A 22,960-nucleotide genomic window follows, 5' to 3' on the forward strand; every position below is an offset into this window, starting at 1 on the left:
ACAACCATTTCATGGAGTTGTTATGTCTGCCAAACATCCGGTGATTGCGGTAACAGGATCCAGCGGCGCGGGGACCACCACCACCAGCCTCGCGTTTCGTAAAATTTTCGCGCAGTTAAATCTGCGCGCCGCCGAGGTGGAAGGTGACAGTTTTCATCGCTATACCCGTCCGGAAATGGACATGGCGATTCGCAAAGCGCGCGATGCCGGGCGGCATATCAGCTATTTTGGCCCCGAGGCTAATGACTTCGGCTTGCTGGAACAAACCTTCATCGAATACGGTCAGACGGGCAAAGGCCAGTCGCGAAAATATCTGCATACTTACGATGAGGCCGTTCCATGGAATCAGGTTCCGGGGACATTCACGCCCTGGCAGCCGCTGCCTGAACCGACAGATGTCCTGTTTTATGAAGGACTGCACGGTGGCGTCGTCACCCCACAGCAAAACGTAGCCCGGCACGTCGATCTGCTGGTTGGCGTGGTGCCGATCGTAAACCTGGAATGGATCCAGAAGCTGACCCGCGATACCAGCGAGCGCGGACACTCGCGTGAAGCGGTGATGGACTCGGTGGTGCGCTCAATGGACGATTACATCAATTACATCACGCCGCAGTTTTCCCGGACGCATATTAACTTCCAGCGCGTACCGACCGTCGATACCTCCAACCCCTTTGCCGCCAAGAGCATTCCATCACTGGATGAAAGCTTTGTCGTGATTCATTTTCGTAATCTGGAAGGGATCGATTATCCCTGGCTACTGGCCATGCTGCAGGGCTCATTCATTTCCCATATCAATACGTTAGTCGTGCCGGGTGGCAAAATGGGTCTGGCGATGGAGTTGATTATGCTGCCGCTGGTCCAGCGACTGATGGAAGGTAAGAAGATAGAGTGAGGTGTGGAAAGTGCCCGATGACGCTTCGCTTATCGGGCCTACGAATCAACATCATCCTGTAGACCGGATAAGGCAATGCCACCATCCGGCATCAGATATTACGCAGCAACCACTTCATAGGAGTGGGTAATGTTCACCGCCTTTTCCAGCATCAACGCCACGGAGCAGTATTTTTCCGCGGAAAGATCGACAGCGCGGGAAACAGACGCATCTTTCAGATCGTTACCCGTTACGATGAAATGCAGGTTGATGTGGGTAAACAGGCGCGGAGCTTCATCGCGGCGCTCTGAAGTCAGCTTCACTTCGCAGTTGGTCACATCCTGACGACCCTTTTGCAGGATCGACACCACGTCAATTGCGCTACAACCGCCAGCAGCCATTAATACCATTTCCATCGGGCTCGGCGCTTTATCACCGGAGTTACCGTCCATCAAAATTTGGTGGCCAGAGGCGGACTCACCGAGGAAGGTTAACCCCTCAACCCACTTTACACGCGCTTGCATATTTCGTAACTCCAATGTTTCAATTTTCCTGACAGATTACGCGCACATAACAATTCTCGCAACGGAAGGCGACCTGCGTCATGCTGAAGCGAGACACCAGGAGACACACGGCGAAAGCTATGCTAAAACAGTCAGGATGCTACAGTAATACATTGACGTACTGCATGTATGCAGAGGACATCACATTACAGGCTGCAGTTTATTTTTGACAGCCCCTTTCCCAGGTAGCGGGAAGCATATTTTTGCAAACCCAGAGGCAGCGTCGTTTTCTGGCTCTGGAGACAGCTTATAACAGAGGATAACCGCGCATGGTGCTTGGCAAACCGCAAACAGACCCGACTCTCGAATGGTTCTTGTCTCATTGCCATATTCATAAGTACCCATCGAAGAGCACGCTGATTCACCAGGGTGAAAAAGCGGAAACGTTGTATTACATCGTTAAAGGCTCCGTGGCAGTGCTGATCAAAGATGAAGAAGGGAAAGAAATGATCCTTTCTTATCTGAATCAGGGCGATTTTATTGGTGAATTAGGCCTCTTCGAAGAAGGCCAGGAACGTAGCGCCTGGGTACGTGCCAAAACCGCATGTGAAGTCGCTGAAATTTCCTACAAAAAATTTCGTCAATTAATCCAGGTCAACCCGGATATTCTGATGCGTCTGTCTTCTCAGATGGCTCGTCGCCTGCAGGTCACGTCTGAAAAAGTCGGCAACCTTGCCTTCCTCGACGTTACCGGTCGTATCGCTCAGACGCTGCTGAATCTGGCGAAACAGCCTGACGCGATGACCCACCCGGACGGCATGCAGATTAAAATCACCCGTCAGGAAATCGGCCAGATCGTTGGCTGCTCCCGTGAGACCGTCGGTCGTATTCTGAAGATGCTGGAAGATCAGAACCTGATCTCCGCACACGGTAAGACCATCGTCGTCTACGGCACGCGTTAACCCCATCGAAGTGGCGCGTTACCCAGTAATGCGCCACTTTTGTTTGCACCGATGTGGCGAAGACTGATATACCACCCAGAGATCAACTACGCACTACGACAAACGCTGGTGCTATGTTTACCTGTGGCTGTTGGTCTGATCATCGGTCAGCTTCATTTGGGGCTTCTCTTTTCCCTCGTCCCTGCCTGCTGCAACATTGCCGGTCTTGATACCCCGCACAAGCGCTTTTTCAAACGCTTAGTCATTGGTGCATCGCTGTTTGCCGGGTGCAGTTTGATCATGCAGCTACTGCTTGCGCAAACTATACCGCTGCCATTGATCCTCACCGGCCTGACGCTGATTCTTGGCGTAACCGCTGAGCTAAGCCCTTTGCATGCGCGATTACTGCCAGCCTCGCTTATCGCGGCGATTTTCACGCTCAGCCTGGCCGGGAATATGCCCGTCTGGGAGCCGTTGCTGATCTACGCGCTGGGCACGTTATGGTATGGCCTGTTCAACTGGTTCTGGTTCTGGATGTGGCGCGAACAACCGCTCCGCGAATCGCTCAGCTTGCTGTACCGTGAATTAGCCGATTACTGTGAAGCCAAGTACAGCATGCTGACCCAGCATGCCGACCCAGAAAAAGCGCTACCTCCCCTGCTGGTTCGCCAACAAAAGGCAGTGGATCTGATTACCCAGTGCTATCAGCAAATGCATATGCTGTCGGCGCATCACAACAACGAATACAAACGCCTGCTGCGTGCCTTTCAGGAGGCGTTGGATTTACAGGAACATATTTCCGTTAGCCTCCACCAGCCAGAAGAAGTGCAAAAACTGGTTGAGCGTAGCCACGCCGAGCAGGTGATTCGCTGGAACGCGCGTACCGTCGCCGAACGCCTTCGGGTACTGGCCGATGATATTTTGTATCACCGCTTGCCAACCCGTTTCTCGATGGAAAAGCAGATTGGCACGCTGGAGAAAATCGCCAGGCAGCATCCGGACAATCCGGTGGGACAATTTTGCTACTGGCACTTCAGCCGTATTGCCCGCGTGCTACGCACCCAGCGCCCGCTGTATGCCCGTGACTTAATGGCTGACAAGCAGCGTCGGTTGCCGCTGATCCCTGCCCTGAAAAACTACCTGTCGTTGAAATCCCCGGCGCTGCGCAATGCCGGACGCATCAGCGTTATGTTGAGCATCGCCAGCCTGATGGGCAGCGCCTTACACCTGCCAAAGCCTTACTGGATTTTGATGACAATCCTGTTTGTTACGCAAAATGGCTACGGGGCGACCCGGGTGCGCATCTTACATCGTTCCGTAGGTACGCTCGTTGGACTGGTTATTGCCGGCGTCACGTTGCACTTTCATATTCCTGAAGGTTTCACGCTGGCGGCTATGCTGCTGATCACCCTGGTGAGCTATCTGATCATCCGCAAAAACTACGGCTGGGCTACCGTCGGCTTTACGGTAACGGCGGTATACACCCTGCAACTACTGACGCTGAACGGGGAACAGTTTATCGTGCCGCGGTTTGTTGACACGGTAATAGGCTGCTTAATCGCCTTTGGCGGTACGCTCTGGCTGTGGCCACAGTGGCAGAGCGGCCTGCTGCGTAAGAACGCCCACGATGCGTTAGAAGCCGACCAGGAGGCTATTCGCCTGATCCTCAGCAACGATCCGCAGGCTACACCGCTGGCGTATCAACGCATGCGGGTCAACCAGACGCAAAACACGCTGTTCAACTCGCTGAACCAGGCAATGCAGGAGCCAGGATTCAACTCGCACTATCTGGCAGATATGAAACTGTGGGTCACGCACAGCCAGTTTATCGTCGAACACATCAACGCGATGACCACGCTGGCAAGGGAACATACGATGCTGACGCCGGATTTGGCGCAGCGGTATCTGGAATCCTGCGAAATCGCGCTCCAGCGCTGTCAGCAGCGACTGGAATATGATGGGCCGGGAAGCTCGGGAGATGTGAATATTCTCGAGGCACCAGAGATGCTGTCCCACGGTCCGTTAAGCACCCTGGAGCAGCATCTACAAAGGGTATTGGGGCATCTGAACACCATGCACACCATTTCGTCGGTAGCATGGCGTCAGCGACCGCACCACGGGATCTGGCTGAGCCGTCGGTTACGGGATATGAAGGGCTAAGATCGACTGCCGGATGCGCTACGCTTATCCGGCCTACGAATCACAACTTACCCTGTAGGCCGGATAAGGCGCTCGCGCCGCCATCCGGCAATCAGCCCACCACCTTCGCTACCGCCTGCGCGAAGCGCTGCATCCCTTCATCGATATCCGCCTGCTCTACCACCAGTGACGGCGCGAAACGCATCACGTCCGGCCCGGCGTTCAGCACCATCACCCCTTCGTGCGCGGCGGCATAGAGGAAATCGCGCGCCCGGCCTTTAAACTGCGGCTTCAACTCGGCGCCAATCAGCAGCCCCATTCCGCGAATATCGCTGAAAATGTCGAACTGTTGATCAATCTTGTGCAAATGCTGGACAAACGTCTGACGTTTGGCCTGAATGCCTCCCAGCACTTCCGGCGTGTTGATGATATCAAACGCTGCCCCCGCTACCGCGCAGGCCAGCGGGTTGCCGCCGTAAGTGGATCCGTGTGAGCCCACATGGAATGCGGAGGCAATCTCCTGAGTGGTCAACACCGCGCTTACCGGGAAGCCGCCACCGAGCGCCTTCGCACTGGTGAGGATATCCGGCGTCACGCCGTAGTGCATATAGGCAAACAAATCGCCGGTACGCCCCATCCCGCACTGCACTTCATCAAATACCAACAGCGCCTGGTGCTGGTCACAAAGCTCACGTAAACCTTGCAGGAATTCCGGCGTTGCCGCAGTGACGCCACCTTCTCCCTGAATAGGCTCAACCACCACCGCGCAGGTGTGATCGTCCATCACCGCTTTGACCGCATGCAGATCGTTAAACGGGACATGGATGATATCCGCTGGCTTTGGTCCAAAGCCGTCGGAGTATTTCGGCTGACCGCCGACAGAAACGGTAAACAGCGAACGGCCGTGAAACGCATTATGGAAGGCAATGATTTTGGTTTTGAAGGGGCTATGACGCACGCAGGCATAGTGGCGCGCCAGCTTAAAGGCGGTTTCGTTGGCTTCGGTACCGGAGTTCATGAACAACACACGCTCGGCGAAGGTCGCATCAATGATTTTACGGCCTAAGCGCAACGCCGGTTCGTTGGTGAAAACGTTGCTGGTATGCCACAGAGTTTCGCCCTGGGTTTTTAACGCCTCAACCAGTGCCGGATGGCAATGCCCTAACGCGGTCACTGCAATGCCGCCCGCGAAATCAACATACTCTTTGCCTTGTTGATCCCACACTCGACTCCCTTTCCCTTTTACCGGGATAAACTCAGCCGGTGCATAAATCGGCAGAATCACTTCATCGAATGTCGCGCGCGTAATTGCAGTTTGTTCAATTGCCATGTCATTGCCACCCTGTTAAGCAGAAATGTTAGTGAAATTATAATCACAAAATATGAATAAAAAATCACTGAATAGCAACCACAAATCAGCGATTGAGAAAATTAGCCAGCAGCTGATGTCCCTGTTCGCTGAGAATACTCTCCGGGTGAAACTGCACCCCTTCCATATCCCACTCACGGTGACGAATGCCCATAATCTCCTGCGTTTCACTCCAGGCCGTCACCTCAAAGCACTCGGGAAGCGTCTCAGGAGCAACCACCAGAGAATGGTAACGCGTTACCGTTAATGGGTTGGCGAGTCCCTGAAAAACACCCTGTCCGTTATGAGTAATCGGCGAGGTTTTACCGTGCATCACTTTAGCCGCCCGAACCACGCTCGCGCCAAAGGCTTGAGCCATCGCCTGGTGGCCAAGACAAACACCCAGCAGCGGAATCTTACCCGCGAAATGACGAATAACTTCCAGCGAAATACCGGCGTCATCCGGCGTACAGGGTCCAGGGGAAATCACGATTTTTTGCGGGCTCAGCGCATCAATTTGCGCCAGCGTCAGCTCGTCGTTGCGCCGGACAAGGACATCAGCGCCCAATTCGCAGAAGTATTGGTACAGGTTCCAGGTAAAAGAATCATAGTTATCGATAAGCAGGATCATGGCGGCTCCGGTACATAAGAACCGCGCTATTCTACTCAGTTTCCGGGGCTTCGCTTACCACTTTACGAAATATCGCCCGCAGTGCAGACAGGTCACCCATCGCCCCGCTCTGATTAGCCTGATTCCACTCCTCAACCGGAATGCCATCCCAGCTCAGCATATACCCGGCATGAATCGCTAACTGTTCGAAGAAAATACGCTGCGCCAGGCCGCTGCCAATGCGAAACGGATGCAGCACATTGATTTCGCAATAATAATGCGCAAGACGATCGACAAACTTGTCTTCCGGAGATCCCACCAACCAGGACTCATCTTCCAGGTCCTGCATCAGCGCATTGCCCTCTTTCTCGATATAAGCGAAATGGCAAAAGCGAGTATCGCCCTGGTAGATATCGACTTCGCGCAGGTGTCCGGCCCAGTCAAAAATATCCCGATACAGCTGGCGATGAATGGCGCACAGGTGCGGTAAACCCCGTTTAAGCGGCCCCAATTCGATAGTCGCCGCACGCAGCGCCGTCAGTTCATAAGCCGCCTGAGCCAAACGCTGCGCCTGATGAATCCCCAGACGGTTACGCATGACATTCAGGCCCGGATATAAATACGGGTCGCGTCCATCACCGAATTTATCGCTCATAGTGCCTCCTCAGCTCCTCAAGACGCGCCAGGGCGTCTTCAGCACTCAGAGTAACCCGTGGAATATCTACGCCTTCCAGCCGTCGGCTGGCCTGGAAATTGGCGTTTCGCCGTTGTTCCCATAGCCTGGACTTTTGTTTATCGGTGAGTTTTTTCACGTGACCTCCCTGAATGAGCCGACACTTGCCACAAGTATAAGCAGCAATTTCGGGTTACGCAGAGAGAGGGGGGAACGCGGGCAAGAACTACCCGCGCAAAATACGATTACGGCAGGACTTTAGCAGAAAGGATAACAATCGGTTTTGACGGGACATTCTGGTATGGACCGACATCATGGGTCTGTACCTGAGAGATCTTATCCGCGACATCCATACCTTTCACAACTTTACCGAAAACAGCGTAGCCAAAGTCGCGTTGGCCGTGATCGAGGAAAGCGTTGTCTGCAATATTGATAAAGAACTGGCTGGTCGCGCTGTCTTTATCCGCTGTACGCGCCATAGCAATCGTGCCGCGGGTGTTACGCAGTCCGTTATCGGCTTCATTCTTGATTGGCGGGTTAGGTTTCTTCTGCTGCATCTGCTCGGTAAAACCGCCGCCCTGCACCATGAAGCCTGGGATCACACGGTGGAACGTGGTGTTGTTATAGAAACCACTGTTGACATAATCGACAAAGTTTTGCACTGAAACCGGGGCTTTCTGACTGTTCAGCTCCAGCTCAATGTTACCGGCAGAGGTTGTCAGCAGGACATGCGGGTCACCTTTTGCTGCCAGTGCTGCGGGAGAGAGAGCAGAAAGAGCGAGAACAGCTGCAACAGCCGCCAGAGTCGATTTGAGCATGAGAATTCCTTAACAAGAGCAGAAATGAAGCAAGTGAATTGATTCTAAAGAGCCTTCAAGGACAAGGCCATCCCTTTACTTAATTTTACGTACTTGAAACAAATGTAACCTTATCGCCTCACGATCCAATGCGATCCAGATCACATAAAAAAATGTAACGGAGCCATAAATTACCAATAAACATTTAAATGCGTCACTAAAGCGCCTAAAATCTGCCCGCTCACGGCGCAGTCAATGCGCCTTACACTTCTATACAGGCCAGTCATGACTAACAGCAATCGCATCAAGCTCACATGGATTAGCTTTCTCTCCTACGCCCTGACAGGTGCGTTGGTAATTGTCACCGGGATGGTAATGGGAAACATCGCAGATTACTTCCATTTGCCCGTTTCCAGCATGAGTAACACCTTCACCTTCCTGAATGCCGGCATTCTGATCTCTATCTTTCTGAATGCATGGTTAATGGAAATCGTGCCACTGAAAACCCAGTTGCGCTTCGGCTTTATCCTGATGGTACTGGCCGTTGCCGGACTGATGTTCAGCCATAGTCTGGCCTTGTTCTCAGCCGCCATGTTTGTATTGGGTCTGGTAAGCGGTATTACCATGTCGATTGGTACGTTCCTGGTAACTCAAATGTACGAAGGTCGCCAGCGCGGTTCACGCCTGCTGTTTACTGACTCCTTCTTCAGCATGGCTGGTATGATTTTCCCGATGGTTGCCGCGTTCCTGTTAGCGCGCAGCATCGAATGGTATTGGGTCTATGCCTGCATCGGCCTCGTATACGTCGCTATTTTCCTGCTGACCTTCGGTTGTGAATTCCCGGCACTGGGTAAACACGCTCAGCAGTCAGACGCGCCGGTAGTAAAAGAAAAATGGGGGATTGGCGTGCTGTTTCTGGCGATCGCCGCACTGTGCTACATCCTCGGTCAGTTGGGCTTTATCTCCTGGGTCCCGGAATACGCCAAAAGTCTGGGCATGAGCCTGAACGATGCGGGTAAACTGGTCAGCGACTTCTGGATGTCTTACATGGTTGGCATGTGGGCATTTAGCTTTATTCTGCGTTTCTTCGATTTGCAGCGCATCCTGACCGTACTGGCGGGTCTGGCTACCGTCCTGATGTATCTGTTTATCACCGGTACACCAGAGCATATGCCGTGGTTTATTATGACGCTGGGCTTCTTCTCCAGCGCGATTTATACCACCATCATTACCCTTGGCTCCCAGCAGACGAAGGTTGCCTCACCCAAACTGGTTAACTTCGTTCTGACCTGCGGCACCATTGGCACCATGCTCACTTTCGTCGTCACCGGCCCTATCGTGGCACACAGCGGCCCGCAGGCGGCATTGCAAACAGCTAACGGCTTGTATGCAGTTGTATTCGTGATGTGCTTTATTCTTGGGTTTGTCACGCGTCATCACCAGCATAACGCCCCAGCAACGCATTAATCTCACCGCCGGATGGTATCCACATCATCCGGCACATTCTCGCCCTCCTCTTATTTACTGGTCATGTAGGACAATTCTTACAAAAACCCTTTAATTTGTACGCTATTTATACAAACACGAAAACCCAAATAATTCCGTCACTTATAAAAATGCTGACAAATCAGTTATATACCTCTTAAGGAGTATATAAGGGCGAATTTGATTTGTATCAATAAGCGCGGTAGCTGAATCGTTAAGGTAGGCAGTAATAGAAAAGAAATCGAGGCAAAAATGAGCAAAGTCAGACTCGCTATTATCGGTAATGGTATGGTCGGCCATCGCTTTATTGAGGATCTTCTTGATAAATCCGACGCTGCCAATTTTGATATTACCGTCTTCTGTGAAGAACCCCGCAAAGCGTACGACCGTGTACACCTGTCTTCCTACTTCTCCCACCACACCGCCGAAGAGCTTTCCTTGGTGCGTGAAGGATTCTACGAGAAGCACGGCGTTAAGGTGTTAGTGGGCGAGCGCGCAATTACCATTAACCGCCAGGAGAAGGTGATCCACTCCAGCGCCGGTCGTACGGTTTACTACGATAAGCTGATCATGGCGACGGGCTCTTACCCGTGGATCCCGCCGATTAAAGGTTCGGAAACCCAGGACTGCTTCGTTTACCGTACTATCGAAGACCTCAACGCCATTGAGTCTTGCGCACGCCGCAGCAAACGCGGTGCTGTGGTCGGCGGTGGCCTGCTGGGCCTGGAAGCCGCCGGTGCGCTGAAAAGCCTCGGCGTTGAAACCCACGTGATTGAATTCGCCCCAATGCTGATGGCTGAACAGCTGGATCATATGGGTGGCGAGCAGTTACGTCGCAAAATTGAAAGCATGGGCGTGCGTGTGCACACCAGCAAAAACACCAAAGAGATCGTTCAGGAAGGCACCGAAGCGCGCAAAACCATGCGTTTTGCCGACGGTAGCGAACTGGAAGTCGATTTCATCGTCTTCTCTACCGGTATTCGTCCACGCGACAAACTGGCCACCCAGTGCGGCCTGGACGTCGCGCCACGCGGCGGTATCGTCATTAACGACACCTGCCAGACATCTGACCCGGACATCTATGCCATCGGCGAATGCGCCAGCTGGAACAACCGCGTGTATGGTCTGGTCGCTCCAGGCTACAAAATGGCGCAGGTTGCCGTTGACCATATTCTCGAAACCGAAAACGCCTTTGAAGGCGCAGATCTGAGCGCCAAGCTGAAGCTCCTCGGCGTTGACGTCGGCGGTATTGGCGACGCGCATGCGCGCACGCCGGGCGCACGTAGCTATGTCTATCTCGACGAAAGCAAAGAAGTCTACAAACGCCTGATCGTTAGCGAAGATAACAAAACCCTGCTCGGCGCGGTTCTGGTGGGCGACACCAGCGATTACGGCAATCTGCTGCAGCTGGTGCTGAACGCCATCGAACTGCCGGAAAATCCGGATTCATTGATTCTGCCAGCACACGCGGGCAGCGGTAAACCATCTATCGGTGTCGATAAACTGCCGGACAGCGCGCAGATTTGCTCCTGCTTTGATGTCACCAAAGGCATGCTGGTTGCCGCTATCAACAAGGGCTGCCATACCGTTGCGGCGCTGAAAGCGGAAACCAAAGCCGGTACCGGTTGCGGCGGGTGTATCCCACTGGTAACGCAGGTCCTGAACGCCGAACTGGCGAAACAGGGTATCGAAGTTAACAACAACCTGTGTGAACACTTCCCGTACTCACGTCAGGAACTGTTCCATCTCATCCGCGTAGAAGGCATCAAAACCTTCGAAGAGCTGCTGGCAAAACACGGGAAAGGCTACGGCTGCGAAGTGTGTAAACCGACCGTAGGTTCCCTGCTGGCTTCCTGCTGGAATGAGTACATCCTCAAACCGCAGCACACCCCGTTGCAGGACACCAACGACAACTTCCTGGCGAACATCCAGAAAGACGGTACTTACTCCGTGATCCCGCGCTCTGCGGGTGGCGAAATTACCCCTGAAGGCCTGGTAGCTGTGGGCCGTATCGCGCGTGAATTTAACCTGTACACCAAAATTACCGGTTCTCAGCGTATCGGTCTGTTCGGCGCGCAGAAAGATGACCTGCCGGAAATCTGGCGTCAGCTGATTGAAGCCGGTTTTGAAACCGGTCACGCGTATGCCAAAGCGCTGCGTATGGCGAAAACCTGCGTAGGCAGTACCTGGTGCCGTTACGGCGTCGGCGATAGCGTTGGCTTCGGCGTGGAGCTGGAAAATCGCTACAAAGGCATTCGTACCCCGCACAAAATGAAATTCGGCGTCTCCGGCTGCACCCGTGAATGTGCGGAAGCCCAGGGTAAAGACGTGGGTATCATCGCTACTGAGAAAGGCTGGAACCTGTACGTTTGCGGTAACGGCGGGATGAAACCTCGTCATGCAGACCTGCTGGCAGCGGATATCGATCGCGAAACGCTGCTCAAGTACCTTGACCGTTTCATGATGTTCTACATCCGTACCGCTGACAAACTGACCCGTACCGCACCGTGGTTAGACAATCTGGAAGGCGGTATCGAGTATCTGAAGTCCGTCATCATCGACGACAAGTTGGGTCTGAACCAGCATCTTGAAGAAGAGATGGCCCGTCTGCGTGAAGCAGTGGTCTGCGAGTGGACAGAAACCGTTAACACTCCATCCGCGCAGGTTCGCTTCAAACACTTTATCAACAGCGATAAACGCGATCCGAATGTCCAGGTTGTGCCTGAACGTGAACAACATCGTCCGGCCACGCCTTATGAGCGTATCCCGGTGACTCTGGTGGAGGAAAACGCATGAGCCAGTGGAAAAACATCTGCAAAATCGATGACATTCTGCCTGCAACAGGCGTCTGCGCCCTGTTAGGTAACGAGCAGGTTGCGATTTTCCGCCCGTATCACAGCGACCAGGTGTTTGCGATCAGCAACATCGACCCGTTCTTTGAGTCCAGCGTGCTTTCTCGTGGGCTGATTGCTGAACATCAGGGTGAATTGTGGGTTGCCAGCCCGCTGAAAAAACAGCGTTTTCGCTTAAGCGACGGTCTGTGCATGGAAGACGAACAGTTCTCCGTGAAACATTACGAAGCGCGAGTGAAAGACGGCATGGTGCAACTGCGCAGTTAATAAATTTTTGGGAGGCGCAACGCCTCACCTTTTTTGACGTATTTGTAGGTCTTTTATTTGTAGGCCTGATAAGCGTAGCGCCATCAGGCAATTGCACAAGCACATTGCCGGATGGCGGCATAAATGCCTTATCCGGCCTACGGTTACGATTTCTTTTTATTGTTTGTACTTCAAGGATAATCAACACATGTTCACAGACACTATCAATAAGTGTGCGGCTAACGCTGCGCGCATCGCACGCCTGTCGGCTAAAAACCCGCTCGGATTTTGGATCAGTTCGGCAATGGCAGGAGCCTATGTGGGTCTCGGCATCATTCTTATTTTCACCCTCGGTAATCTGCTCGACCCGTCCGTTCGTCCTCTGGTAATGGGTGCAACCTTTGGTATTGCCTTAACGCTGGTTATTATCGCCGGTTCTGAACTGTTCACCGGACACACGATGTTCCTGACGCTTGGCGTTAAAGCAGGCACCATCAGTCACGGTCAGATGTGGGCAATCCTGCCAAAAACCTGGCTGGGTAACCTGGTCGGTTCCGTGTTTGTCGCCCTGCTTTACAGCTGGGGTGGCGGTAGCCTGCTGCCGGTTGATACCAGCATCGTCCACTCGGTTGCTCTGGCGAAAACGACCGCGCCTGCGATGGTTTTGTTCTTTAAAGGTGCGCTATGTAACTGGTTGGTTTGTCTGGCTATCTGGATGGCAATCCGTACCGAAGGCGCGGCAAAATTCCTCGCTATCTGGTGGTGTCTGCTGGCGTTTATTGCTTCCGGCTACGAGCACTCCGTTGCCAACATGACGCTGTTTGCCCTCTCCTGGTTCGGCCATCACAGCGAAGCCTATACCCTGTCAGGAATTGGTCATAACCTGCTGTGGGTGACACTCGGTAATACTTTGTCCGGTGTCGTATTCATGGGATTGGGTTATTGGTATGCTACGCCAAAATCGGAGCGTCCTGTTCCGGCAAAAATCAACCAAGCTGAAAATCTGGCATAACAGCCAAATAATTAAGGGGTAATGTCGTGGATCATTTGCCTATATTTTGTCAACTACGTGACCGCGACTGCTTGATCGTCGGCGGTGGTGATGTCGCAGAACGCAAAGCGCGGTTACTGCTGGAAGCAGGCGCCCGTTTGACGGTTAATGCGCTGGCGTTTATTCCGCAGTTCAAAGTATGGGCAGATGAAAACATGCTGACGCTGGTTGAGGGGCCGTTCGATGAGTCCCTGCTCGACACCTGCTGGCTGGCTATTGCCGCCACCGATGACGATGCCGTCAACCAAAGCGTCAGCACCGCCGCAGAATCACGTCGTATTTTCTGCAACGTAGTCGATGCGCCAAAAGCAGCCAGTTTTATCATGCCCTCCATTATCGACCGCTCACCGCTGATGGTGGCGGTCTCCTCCGGCGGGACATCGCCGGTGCTTGCCCGTCTGCTGCGTGAAAGGCTTGAATCCGTACTGCCTCAGCATTTGGGCCAGGTCGCGCAGTATGCCGGCAAGTTGCGCTCCCGCGTGAAGCAGCAGTTTGCCAGCATGGGTGAACGTCGCCGCTTCTGGGAAAAATTATTCGTGAATGACCGCCTGGCGCAGTCGTTGGCGAACAATGACCTGAAAGCCGTCGAGGAAACCACCGAGCAAATGCTCAGCGAACCGCTGGATCACCGTGGTGAAGTGGTGCTGGTTGGCGCTGGTCCTGGCGATGCCGGCCTGCTGACACTGAAAGGGCTACAGCAGATCCAGCAAGCGGATGTCGTGGTCTATGACCGTCTGGTTTCCGACGACATCATGAACCTTGTACGCCGCGATGCAGACCGGGTGTTCGTCGGTAAACGCGCGGGCTATCACTGCGTACCGCAGGAAGAGATCAACCAAATCCTGCTGCGTGAAGCACAACAGGGCAAGCGCGTGGTACGACTGAAAGGTGGCGACCCGTTCATCTTTGGCCGCGGTGGCGAAGAGCTGGAAACGCTGTGCCACGCCGGCATTCCGTTCTCCGTTGTGCCGGGTATTACTGCAGCTTCCGGTTGTTCCGCCTATTCCGGCATTCCGCTGACCCATCGTGATTACGCCCAGAGCGTACGTCTGGTTACCGGACACCTGAAAACCGGTGGAGAACTGGACTGGGAAAACCTGGCGGCAGAAAAACAGACGCTGGTGTTCTACATGGGACTGAACCAGGCAGCCACCATCCAGGAAAAACTGATTGAATTTGGCATGCAGCCCAATATGCCCGTTGCGCTGGTAGAAAACGGGACTTCCGTGAAGCAACGCGTCGTCAACGGGGTACTGACCCAGTTGGGCGAGCTGGCACAACAGGTTGAAAGCCCGGCGCTAATTATTGTTGGTCGTGTGGTAGGCCTGCGCGATAAGTTGAACTGGTTCTCGAATCATTAATTGAATGCTAATAAATGCCCTGATATTCAGGGCATTTATTTATCATCCAGCAGAAATAAATAATAAACGAAAGTCGCTATATCCCCCCCAGCAATCCGACCATTAATCATTAATTAAAATATAACTAACCTGTAATCTAATTCATTAATTATATAAAGCTTGCCATGTCTTTATCCGGACTACTTAAAATTTATTTTAGTTGATATCTTAACCGCCGAGAAATGGACTTCATCCATTTTAAAATAGATATCTTACAAGGATTTTAACATGCTGAAATTTGCAAAAATCACCTTAATTGCTGGTGTTCTGGCTACGCTGACCGCGTGTACTGGTCATATCGAAAACACAAAAAATAACTGCAGCTACGATTACTTCCTGCATCCAGCAATTTCGATTTCTAAAATTATTGGTGGCTGTGGTCCGGCTGCAAATCAGTAATAAAAGCGATTGCGCAGATACAAAAAAACCGGGAATCTCCCGGTTTTTTGCATTTATAGATTCGATGCTCATTCACATGTTATCGCACTCACACTCTCGCGCAAAATACGCAGCACGGTCTGTTCTCCACTTCTGTTTGGGTTAATACGGATCGCATAATCTCCCAGCGACGGATTTGCTTCGCGAAACGTCCCCGAAAGACGATAGAACAGTGGAGGGATCTCATACTTTGACTCTGCTCCCACCGGGTATGGCAGCGCACCTCTCTCTTGCGCCGCCTTCAGCACGCGGGCAGCAATCGGCTGGTGAAACTCCACGATTAGCACCTTCGACTGGGCATTGGCGATGACGGCTTTTTTCACCTCGGGCAGCACTCCGCTATTGAACATCGCCAGCAACCGTTCGGAAACGCCAGCCTGTACCGCATGCATCACCGGAGCGAAAACCAGTCCACGAAGTACCTCCAGCGCCTGCCCTCCCTGAATCTGGCTACCGCCGGAATAAAGTGTCGCACGGATTTTAGCGATAACCTCCGCCTTGCCGACAACCGCCCCTACGCCTTCCGGGCCGAAGAGTTTAAAGCACGAAAAGGTAGACAGTGTAGCTCCACATTCACAGCCAATACCGTCAACTTTCATCACCGCGTAGTTATCGTCGGTTAACGTCGGTACGCCGCACTGCGCAATTTCCGCCAACACCTCGGCTAACACGTAACGATCCTGCGGTTGCTGACGCGTGTGCTGCACCAGCGCGGCATCAGGGCGATGCTCCGTAATGACCTGCTTTATGGCCTTAAGATCGTTGAAATCTGCCCTGATGAGGAGAATGCCCATCTGCTCGATGAGTACCTGTGTCGTAGGATACACTGGCGCGTCATGAACCAGCAGTCGCTGGCCGGGTTTGAGCAGCGCAGCCAGCCCGACGCGAATAGCCCCGGTGCCTGCCCCCTGAACCAGCGCTGCGGCCTCAGCATGAAACGCCTCGGCCAACACCTTTTCCACACGCTGCGTGACCCGAGGCTGATTCAGCCCCGGGGCCAGCCCCATATCACCCCCCGCCAGAAAATCAGCGCCAGGAAAGTGACGGCAGAGCGTATCCACCAGCGCAAACTGCTTTTGCTGTGCTTGTGCGAGCGTCAGGCTTTGCAGAGGGAACGTCTTCATGCTTTAGCCTCCTCAGGCCGGAACAAACAGACCAAACCAGTAGAGAATATTCAGCACAATACCGGTGATCATCACCGCTACGACCGGGGCCGCCATCTTCTGGACCGGACGCCCTATCGATTCGTTGAGGAAGTAAATCGCCACCGCAATCGAGAATCCGGTATAACCTGCCATCTTGATAGCAGCAAAGATCGAGCCGACCAGCAGCGCCATTTCCATCAGCATATTCATTGCATTACGAATATTGTCCGATGCGTTACGCACTGACGGATAACGGCCCAGCCATTTACCAATGGAACGCAGCAGCAGCACTTCCGCTGAAATCACGATCGCGCCAAAGATTGCCGCAATCCACGGGTTCGGCGCCAGATAGCCAACGGAGAAGACGAAGGTGAAACCCGCTACCGCATAAACCCCCGTCGCCAGCGCCGTTGTCGCAATCATCGGTACAAAACCCAGCCCGCGCATAAACTCCGCCAGGGCAGCCTGGTTCACCAGCGTCTGCGACTGCTCCGGCGTAATCCCTGCCGAATAAGCTTTTTCCAGCGTAAAAATTGAGACTTCGCTGCCAGCGAAAATCTTCATACTGGCGACGGCGGCAATCAGTGCGCCGACAATGGCGATGTACGGCAGGTTTTTAATAATCCGCGAGGTTCGTTCTTCAAAGACCGATAACCCGCTGGCATCCATCTCTTCATCGCCACGGTGGCGAATATCATGCGTAATGGCAATCGCCAGCAGCATCATCATCCCCACAAAAATCTCAATTGATTCCGGGTTCAAATGCGGGAAGTAACGCACCACCACCACGCGGGTCATCAGTACCACCACCGCCGCGATAATGCTGTGCTTCCAGCCGAACTGGTAGAAAATCGCCACCAGCGGGAAAAGTGCGAATGCGGAAACCACCGGAGAACTCAGCTCACCGAGGCTACACAGTACATCTACCGGCAGCGCCGTGAGCAGATGGTTCACCGGCAACAGGCAGGTCAGAATCAATATGCCCCAGATAGCGCCCAGACCGAACGCCAACAGGCTGTTCATCGCCAGCACGCCGAGAATATCCGTCGGCAGGAACAGCAACCAGGCGTTGAGCAAGCCGGTTTTCAGGGTAAAGGAGATCCCAACCGACGCCACAAAGCCAATACTCAGACCAAACGCGATACTTCCCGCCTCACGGCGGTTCATGTACCCCTCGATTAGCTGCGGCAGAATCGGACGGATACCGTCATGAAAGACGGCCGCCGAACGATGTGCCAGAAGTGACGTCATGCCGGTCAGGCAGGCCACCACCACAATCTGAATATACAGATCCATAGTCATGCCTTTTATTTCAGATGGTTAACCAGCATCGGGATCGCATGTTCAACATGTTCGACGGAGAGACCAAAAGCCACTTTCCCTTCCGCAACCATTTTTGCGATATGTTCGTCTTTCGCCTTAATACCCGGCTTGGCAATAGTGCAGCTTTTGTTGTAGCCAATCACCGCGATGGCAATCGACAGCGCTGCGCCCGCGCCGGTGTTACAAGCGCCAATGTAGTAATCCAGCTGTCCGGATTTCACCTTCATCGCCGCTTCCATATCGTTATGAATGGAGACTTCAAAGCAGCCCGGAGCTGTGGTTTCGATGGTCTTTTTAATCTGCTCACGCTGTAAGCCAGCAACGCCAATCTTCTTCATGATTCTGTCCTTATTGGAAAAATTGTGAGGGGTTATCACGTAACATCGTGTCCACATCGGCCTGGCTGAATCCTGACTGGCGCAACTGTGGGATAAAAGTGGTTAACAGGTAGTCGTAGCCATTGCCGCCATTGGCTTTTAAATGCGAGCGGCGGGTAATGTCCATGGAGAGCATCACGCGATTAAGCAGCCCGCGATTACGTAGCGCGTGCAACATGCCAATACGTTTCTCGTCCGGGTAATAGCTGTTTTTACCGATGGTATCGAACTGCACATACGCGCCGAGATCGATCATGCGTAAGATATTGTCGAGATTATCTTTCAGGTCACAGTGACCAACGGTTACGCGAGAAAGGTCGACGCCGTGCGCTTGCAGCAGCAGCAGCTGTTCCAGGCCCATCGTGCTAAAAGAGGTGTGGGTCGAGATGGGACGTCCGGTTTCGATATGCGCCCGCGCCGCGGCGATAAATACCTTCTCTTCAAGCGGCGTAATCACCCCTTCGCTGGAACCAATTTCGGCGATAATTCCGGCCTTCAATTCAGTGCCATCAATACCGATGACAATCTCATCGACCATCTCCTGCGCGAGCTGTTCCACGCTGCGGGCCGCGACATGTTCAGGAAAGAACGCATCCTGGTAATAGCCTGTGCACGCCATCACATTGATTCCGGTATCGCGCATCAGGTCGAGCATGAATTGCGGATTACGCCCCATATAGCGGTTGGTCATCTCAATAATGTTGCTGACGCCTAACGCCCGGAGATCCTTCATTTCCTGACAAATGAGATCGTACTGATCTAACCGGCAGTCGAGATTATTCTTGAACCCGGAGAGATCTATATGCAGATGTTCGTGGACCCAGGTGTAGCCCGTCGGATCAAAATTCATAAGGTGTCTCCTGTAAGGCGTAATGCCGAAAGAAAAGAGCTGCCGTTTTGTGGTGCCGCCGCGCCGAAAAATTCACATACCGTAGCGCCAACATCCGATAACGTCGCCCGGACGCCTAATTGCGCAGGCTCCAGCCCCTGCCGATACACCAGAACCGGTACAACTTCCCGGGTATGGTGGCTGTGACCGATGGTCGGATCGTTGCCGTGATCGGCCATAACCACCAGACAGTCATTTGGATCCATAGCGGCCAGAAGGCGTGAAAGATTAAGATCAACAAGCTGCAGCCGTTCGGCATAACGTGCTACGTCTTCAGCGTGCCCGGCGAGATCGGTTTCCTGAATGTTGGTACAGATAAATACCGTCGACTCAGCGTTAAATTCGTTAAGCGTGATATCCATGATCTGCTGACTATCCACCAGGTTTTGCCAACTGCGCCCGTGCGGATTGCCAACGATGTCCGCCACTTTCCCGACCAACACGGTAGGGATTCCGGCGTCATGCAGTTTTTGTGGCACCTGTACCTGCTCATCAACGCCAAAGCCCATATGCCTGACCTGGAAGCCATTTTCATAGGCGCCGGAACGTGGGGCGTTAATGCCGATAAAGCGCCCTTCTTTGGTTTCGGCGGCATCCAGAATACGCTGGCTGTCTGCAAGCTGACCGCCAAACGCGATCACGCGCCCAACCTGAACCTGCTCACGCACCACGCGGCCTATCTTTAGCACCTCATCAAACGGAATAACGGCAAGATTGGCGGTAATGTTGTAGACCTGACCTAAATCCGCTTCGAGGTTATCGCCCACCGCAACCGCATCGTTGACCCAAAGAAACGCCAGGTCGTCGCCGCGGCGTTCCACCTGCCAGCCCGCGGCTTTCAGCGCCTTCTCAACGCTATTAATAACCTCGTTAAATGGCATCCGCAGCGGAGCTTGAGGTTGCGTGCCTAAAATCTCCTGATGGCCCATAAAGGTATCTCCCCCTTCATGCTGTAGCTCTGCAACGCCCCAGACCGCCGATGCTGAAGGTTTCATCACGCCCGGCACAAAGCCCAGAGCGTTAATCAGCCCCAACTTCTCAAGCGTCGGCAGGCGTAACTGCGGGAGTTCGCCCAGGATATGGCCGCAGGTATTCGCTCCTGCATCCTGTGGCCTGACCAGCGTGACGTCTTTCATTGCGCCAACGCCAAAACTGTCGATTACTAACACCACGAATCGGGCCATTAGTCCTCCAGAATATTGCCGAGACTGTCGTAACGCGCGACGATTTCAGTTGCACCTCGCTGAATCCCCGATACCAGTACCACGTCGCTACGCGTCACGAAGATCTGGGTGCGAAAACAGAAGATCACCGCACTGCTCACCGGAAACTCCCCGGCAACAGGCAGGTAGTAGTCAATGCTGCTGTCGTCCACAGGTTTGAGCTTCGCAGCGATCGGCGAGTCACTTTCCGGCGTAAAGACCAGCGCATTTTGCGCATGGCCGCGACGGTAATAGCCCCCGCCGTAGCAATAACTGTCCCCGCGAAACGTGTGCGATACCTCGCTCAACCACAGCATCGCAATGCGTTCCGGCTGGTCGCCTTTTTGATTGGAAGGAATAGTACCGGTCAGCGCATGACCTGGCTCAGCATGGGTGACGCCGTATTCCGCCAGCAGAGGGAGTGACGAACAGCTACTGGCTGACGGCGCATTCAACTGCTCAATGGCAATCCCGGCTTCCGCCAACTGACGTCGGGCATTCACCAGCGTGTGCAGATTAGGTGTCGGTATCGTCTGCGCTGAGTTTTCATCCCATAACAGGCAGGGGAAATGGGTCAACCCGCTCAGGCGTAAGCCCGGCAGCCTGCGAATTTCATTGACCACATCCGTCAGATACATCAGCGGAAAGCCGCTTTCCTGCCCCGGATAGAGAAAATCATCCTTGTCGTACACCTTCAACATCACGTTCTGTTCGAAGCCAGCCTTCACCGCCGCAGCCGAAACTTCGCGCGCTTTCTCCAGTGAAAACAATGTGATGACTTCAGTACCCTGCGCTACAGCCTCATTGACCAGCCGCGACGGGATCTGCACCAGATGTCCCTGATGCGCAACCGGCAGCCCGGCACGGCGCATGACGCGACTCTCCTTGTAATCCACAACCACGATGCCTTCATAGCCAAGCTGTAACAGCTTCTCCGCCAGCCACGGGTTACGTCCAACCTGTTTGGTCATCAGATACAGCGAGATGCCATGTTGCCTGGCGACATCCAGCAGGCGTTTGCCATTTTCAATGACCTGGTCAACATCAATAACCCAACTGTCAGGTGCGATCTTTCCCTGCTGCCACAACGCGATAGCAGCCGAGATAAGCGCGGGGTTCTGGCGTTTCAATGCCTCTATAAACATTTCTCTGCCTCGTTTCTAATCCTTCAGCTAAATATTCATTTTTTTGAATATTTAGGATGTAATAGGCTAATTCCCCATTGAATTCAGACGCCTTCGTTCGCCGCCATCCACAATCCATACAGATTCGCCAGCATGTAACCTTCTTCATTCACATGCAGCGCCACCGTGAACTCTTTCAGCAGCGCCTGATGTACCAGCAAAATAGTTGGCCAGAGATGAGATTGCGCCAGCTCCTCCAGTAGCTCACCATCCAGCGCTTCAATCACCTCGCCCTGGCGACTACGCATTAACGCACTCGCCATATGGGTCATCGCCATAGTTCCTTGCTCGCTATGAATCGGCAAACGCCACTCTTCATCCAACCGCCTGACTACTTGCAGCATGCCGCTACAAATATCCTTGTCGATAACGCCTGCTTCACACAGCAGGTTAAGCCTGTTTTCCATGTCGTTCGCCTTCACTTAATAACTGGGTTCCTGTTCGCCGTTCGCCACACGTTGTTGGTGGGCAAGCAGCGCCTCTTTGTTAACAACGGCCCGCAATAGCTGCTGCATCGGATAATCCTCTGCGCGAGTAAGTACCACGGCCTCCGTGGCCTGCAGAAATCGAGGATCGTTAGTGAGCGGCGTGGCTTCTAATCCCAAAACCGCCAGCTCAGCCTCCGCAACCACGTTCCAGATAACTGCATCCACATCCCCTTTCGCAATACGCTGCAAGCTTTCGTGATAAGGCATATCGATCAATTCAACGTCACGGTTGCCAAAACAGGCCTCGGTCATGATTTTCTGATCCGCCGAACGGTTATCGAGTCCAACACGTTTTACATTTGCAGATTCGCCCTTGCGACAAATCAGCTGATGCTCGCCGACGTAGGTATGCGGTCCCAGTGCCAACGTGATGCGTAGTCCGGCCTGAGCAAGGTAACTTTCCGCAGCCAGACGGGAAACCACCGCCATGTCGTAGACGCCGTTGAGCAGGCATTCCACGCGAATATCAGCCCCACGCATGTGTGCGTAATAAAATGGGATCCCGTCAAACTGCGCCTTCAGCCCACTCGCCAGCCCTTCATATAAACGGGTGTAGGGCAGCGGCATCGCACAAACTACGTTATTAATATCTACATGCTTTAGCAGCGTACGGTTATCCATCTCCACCAGATAGCTACCGTTACGCCCACGACGCTCAATACGGATTGCCCCGGAAGATTCCAGCGTTTTCAACGCAGCCTGGGTTAACCCTACCGATGAGTGACACTCGGTTGCCAGTTCATCGATAGTTTTCAGTCTGTTACCGCACTTCTCACCGAGCAGGTAACGGGCCAGGGTTGTCAGCACAACCCCTTCTTTTTTGATAAATGTCCGACGCATTTTATATTTTCAGTAAATTGAATATTTATATCTTCATTAAATTGAAGATATAACGCAATAAGGAAATTTGCAAACGTCGAGGCGCTTCACACTTTTTTGAGGTTCACAAACGAACAGGCGAAAAAAAACCGGGCGTAACCCGGTTTCTTGAGTATCGC

The 22,960-nt window shown here is 53.2% G+C and carries 23 protein-coding genes; 9 read left to right on the forward strand and 14 right to left on the reverse strand.

What is annotated here, in order from left to right:
• Positions 1-22: 22 nt before the first annotated feature.
• Positions 23-892 (forward strand): phosphoribulokinase, encoded by an 870-nt coding sequence (locus BZK41_RS10240; RefSeq protein ID WP_008786301.1) that lies wholly within the window; start codon positions 23-25, stop codon positions 890-892.
• A 98-nt stretch (positions 893-990) separates the two neighbouring features.
• On the opposite strand, the gene BZK41_RS10245 is transcribed toward BZK41_RS10240, so the two are convergent.
• Positions 991-1,395: an OsmC family protein gene (locus tag BZK41_RS10245; RefSeq protein ID WP_043018552.1), complete on the reverse strand. Its 405-nt coding sequence runs from the start codon at positions 1,393-1,395 to the stop codon at positions 991-993.
• Positions 1,396-1,703: 308 nt separating this feature from the next.
• On the opposite strand from BZK41_RS10245, the gene crp reads away from it, so the two are divergent.
• Complete coding sequence (gene crp, locus BZK41_RS10250; protein WP_000242758.1) at positions 1,704-2,336, forward strand: cAMP-activated global transcriptional regulator CRP; 633 nt, start codon at positions 1,704-1,706, stop codon at positions 2,334-2,336.
• Between the two features lie 51 nt (positions 2,337-2,387).
• On the forward strand, positions 2,388-4,475 hold the full coding sequence (locus tag BZK41_RS10255) for a YccS/YhfK family putative transporter (protein WP_079938088.1): 2,088 nt from the start codon (positions 2,388-2,390) through the stop codon (positions 4,473-4,475).
• A gap of 91 nt (positions 4,476-4,566) precedes the next feature.
• On the opposite strand, the gene argD is transcribed toward BZK41_RS10255, so the two are convergent.
• The 5 genes from argD to ppiA form a co-directional block, all read right to left on the reverse strand.
• Positions 4,567-5,784, reverse strand: a complete 1,218-nt coding sequence (argD, locus tag BZK41_RS10260) for a bifunctional acetylornithine/succinyldiaminopimelate transaminase (protein WP_079938089.1) — start codon at positions 5,782-5,784, stop codon at positions 4,567-4,569.
• Positions 5,785-5,869: 85 nt separating this feature from the next.
• Positions 5,870-6,433 carry an aminodeoxychorismate synthase component 2 gene (gene pabA / locus BZK41_RS10265; protein WP_079938090.1) on the reverse strand — a complete coding sequence of 188 codons (564 nt, stop codon included), beginning with the start codon at positions 6,431-6,433 and terminating at the stop codon, positions 5,870-5,872.
• Between the two features lie 31 nt (positions 6,434-6,464).
• On the reverse strand, positions 6,465-7,067 hold the full coding sequence (locus tag BZK41_RS10270; protein ID WP_079938091.1) for a putative adenosine monophosphate-protein transferase Fic: 603 nt from the start codon (positions 7,065-7,067) through the stop codon (positions 6,465-6,467).
• Positions 7,057-7,224: a YhfG family protein gene (locus tag BZK41_RS10275; RefSeq protein WP_003827708.1), complete on the reverse strand. Its 168-nt coding sequence runs from the start codon at positions 7,222-7,224 to the stop codon at positions 7,057-7,059. Before BZK41_RS10275 ends, BZK41_RS10270 begins: the two co-directional genes overlap by 11 nt.
• Before the next feature lie 106 nt (positions 7,225-7,330).
• Positions 7,331-7,903 (reverse strand): peptidylprolyl isomerase A, encoded by a 573-nt coding sequence (gene ppiA, locus BZK41_RS10280; RefSeq protein ID WP_003023595.1) that lies wholly within the window; start codon positions 7,901-7,903, stop codon positions 7,331-7,333.
• A 264-nt stretch (positions 7,904-8,167) separates the two neighbouring features.
• Between ppiA and tsgA the strand changes: the two genes are divergently transcribed.
• The 6 genes from tsgA (at position 8,168) to BZK41_RS10310 (ending at position 15,315) form a co-directional block, all read left to right on the forward strand.
• On the forward strand, positions 8,168-9,349 hold the full coding sequence (gene tsgA / locus BZK41_RS10285) for an MFS transporter TsgA (RefSeq protein WP_079938092.1): 1,182 nt from the start codon (positions 8,168-8,170) through the stop codon (positions 9,347-9,349).
• Positions 9,350-9,619: 270 nt separating this feature from the next.
• Positions 9,620-12,163, forward strand: coding sequence for an NADPH-nitrite reductase large subunit (nirB, locus tag BZK41_RS10290; RefSeq protein ID WP_003023592.1), 2,544 nt, complete (start codon positions 9,620-9,622; stop codon positions 12,161-12,163).
• Complete coding sequence (gene nirD / locus BZK41_RS10295) at positions 12,160-12,486, forward strand: nitrite reductase small subunit NirD (protein WP_079938093.1); 327 nt, start codon at positions 12,160-12,162, stop codon at positions 12,484-12,486. The genes nirB and nirD overlap by 4 nt, the downstream gene beginning before the upstream one ends.
• 187 nt (positions 12,487-12,673) lie before the next feature.
• The gene (gene nirC / locus BZK41_RS10300) at positions 12,674-13,477 is read left to right on the forward strand and encodes a nitrite transporter NirC (protein ID WP_079938094.1); all 804 of its coding nucleotides are present in this window, start codon (positions 12,674-12,676) and stop codon (positions 13,475-13,477) included.
• 26 nt (positions 13,478-13,503) lie between these two features.
• Positions 13,504-14,877: a siroheme synthase CysG gene (gene cysG / locus BZK41_RS10305; RefSeq protein ID WP_079938095.1), complete on the forward strand. Its 1,374-nt coding sequence runs from the start codon at positions 13,504-13,506 to the stop codon at positions 14,875-14,877.
• A 267-nt stretch (positions 14,878-15,144) separates the two neighbouring features.
• Positions 15,145-15,315 (forward strand): YhfL family protein, encoded by a 171-nt coding sequence (locus BZK41_RS10310; protein WP_048215416.1) that lies wholly within the window; start codon positions 15,145-15,147, stop codon positions 15,313-15,315.
• 68 nt (positions 15,316-15,383) lie between these two features.
• Here BZK41_RS10310 and BZK41_RS10315 read toward each other — a convergent pair whose 3' ends face one another.
• The 8 genes from BZK41_RS10315 to yhfZ all read right to left on the reverse strand — a co-directional run bounded on the left by BZK41_RS10315 (position 15,384) and on the right by yhfZ (position 22,802).
• Positions 15,384-16,478: an aminotransferase class I/II-fold pyridoxal phosphate-dependent enzyme gene (locus tag BZK41_RS10315; protein ID WP_079938096.1), complete on the reverse strand. Its 1,095-nt coding sequence runs from the start codon at positions 16,476-16,478 to the stop codon at positions 15,384-15,386.
• Positions 16,479-16,490: 12 nt separating this feature from the next.
• On the reverse strand, positions 16,491-17,795 hold the full coding sequence (locus BZK41_RS10320; protein ID WP_079938097.1) for a YhfT family protein: 1,305 nt from the start codon (positions 17,793-17,795) through the stop codon (positions 16,491-16,493).
• A gap of 11 nt (positions 17,796-17,806) precedes the next feature.
• Entirely contained in the window at positions 17,807-18,160 is a 354-nt protein-coding gene (locus BZK41_RS10325; RefSeq protein WP_079938098.1) for a DUF2620 domain-containing protein, read from the reverse strand.
• 10 nt (positions 18,161-18,170) lie between these two features.
• Positions 18,171-19,049, reverse strand: a complete 879-nt coding sequence (locus tag BZK41_RS10330) for a phosphotriesterase-related protein (RefSeq protein ID WP_079938099.1) — start codon at positions 19,047-19,049, stop codon at positions 18,171-18,173.
• On the reverse strand, positions 19,046-20,272 hold the full coding sequence (locus tag BZK41_RS10335; RefSeq protein ID WP_079938100.1) for a phosphopentomutase: 1,227 nt from the start codon (positions 20,270-20,272) through the stop codon (positions 19,046-19,048). Before BZK41_RS10335 ends, BZK41_RS10330 begins: the two co-directional genes overlap by 4 nt.
• Entirely contained in the window at positions 20,272-21,435 is a 1,164-nt protein-coding gene (locus BZK41_RS10340; protein ID WP_079938101.1) for a YhfX family PLP-dependent enzyme, read from the reverse strand. The genes BZK41_RS10335 and BZK41_RS10340 overlap by 1 nt, the downstream gene beginning before the upstream one ends.
• A gap of 83 nt (positions 21,436-21,518) precedes the next feature.
• Complete coding sequence (locus BZK41_RS10345) at positions 21,519-21,881, reverse strand: PRD domain-containing protein (protein WP_079938102.1); 363 nt, start codon at positions 21,879-21,881, stop codon at positions 21,519-21,521.
• Between the two features lie 15 nt (positions 21,882-21,896).
• Entirely contained in the window at positions 21,897-22,802 is a 906-nt protein-coding gene (yhfZ, locus tag BZK41_RS10350) for a GntR family transcriptional regulator YhfZ (RefSeq protein ID WP_079938103.1), read from the reverse strand.
• Between the last annotated feature and the right edge of the window lie 158 nt (positions 22,803-22,960).

The organism is Citrobacter sp. A316 (assembly GCF_002042945.1).
In the GTDB taxonomy this organism is placed as follows: domain Bacteria; phylum Pseudomonadota; class Gammaproteobacteria; order Enterobacterales; family Enterobacteriaceae; genus Citrobacter; species Citrobacter portucalensis.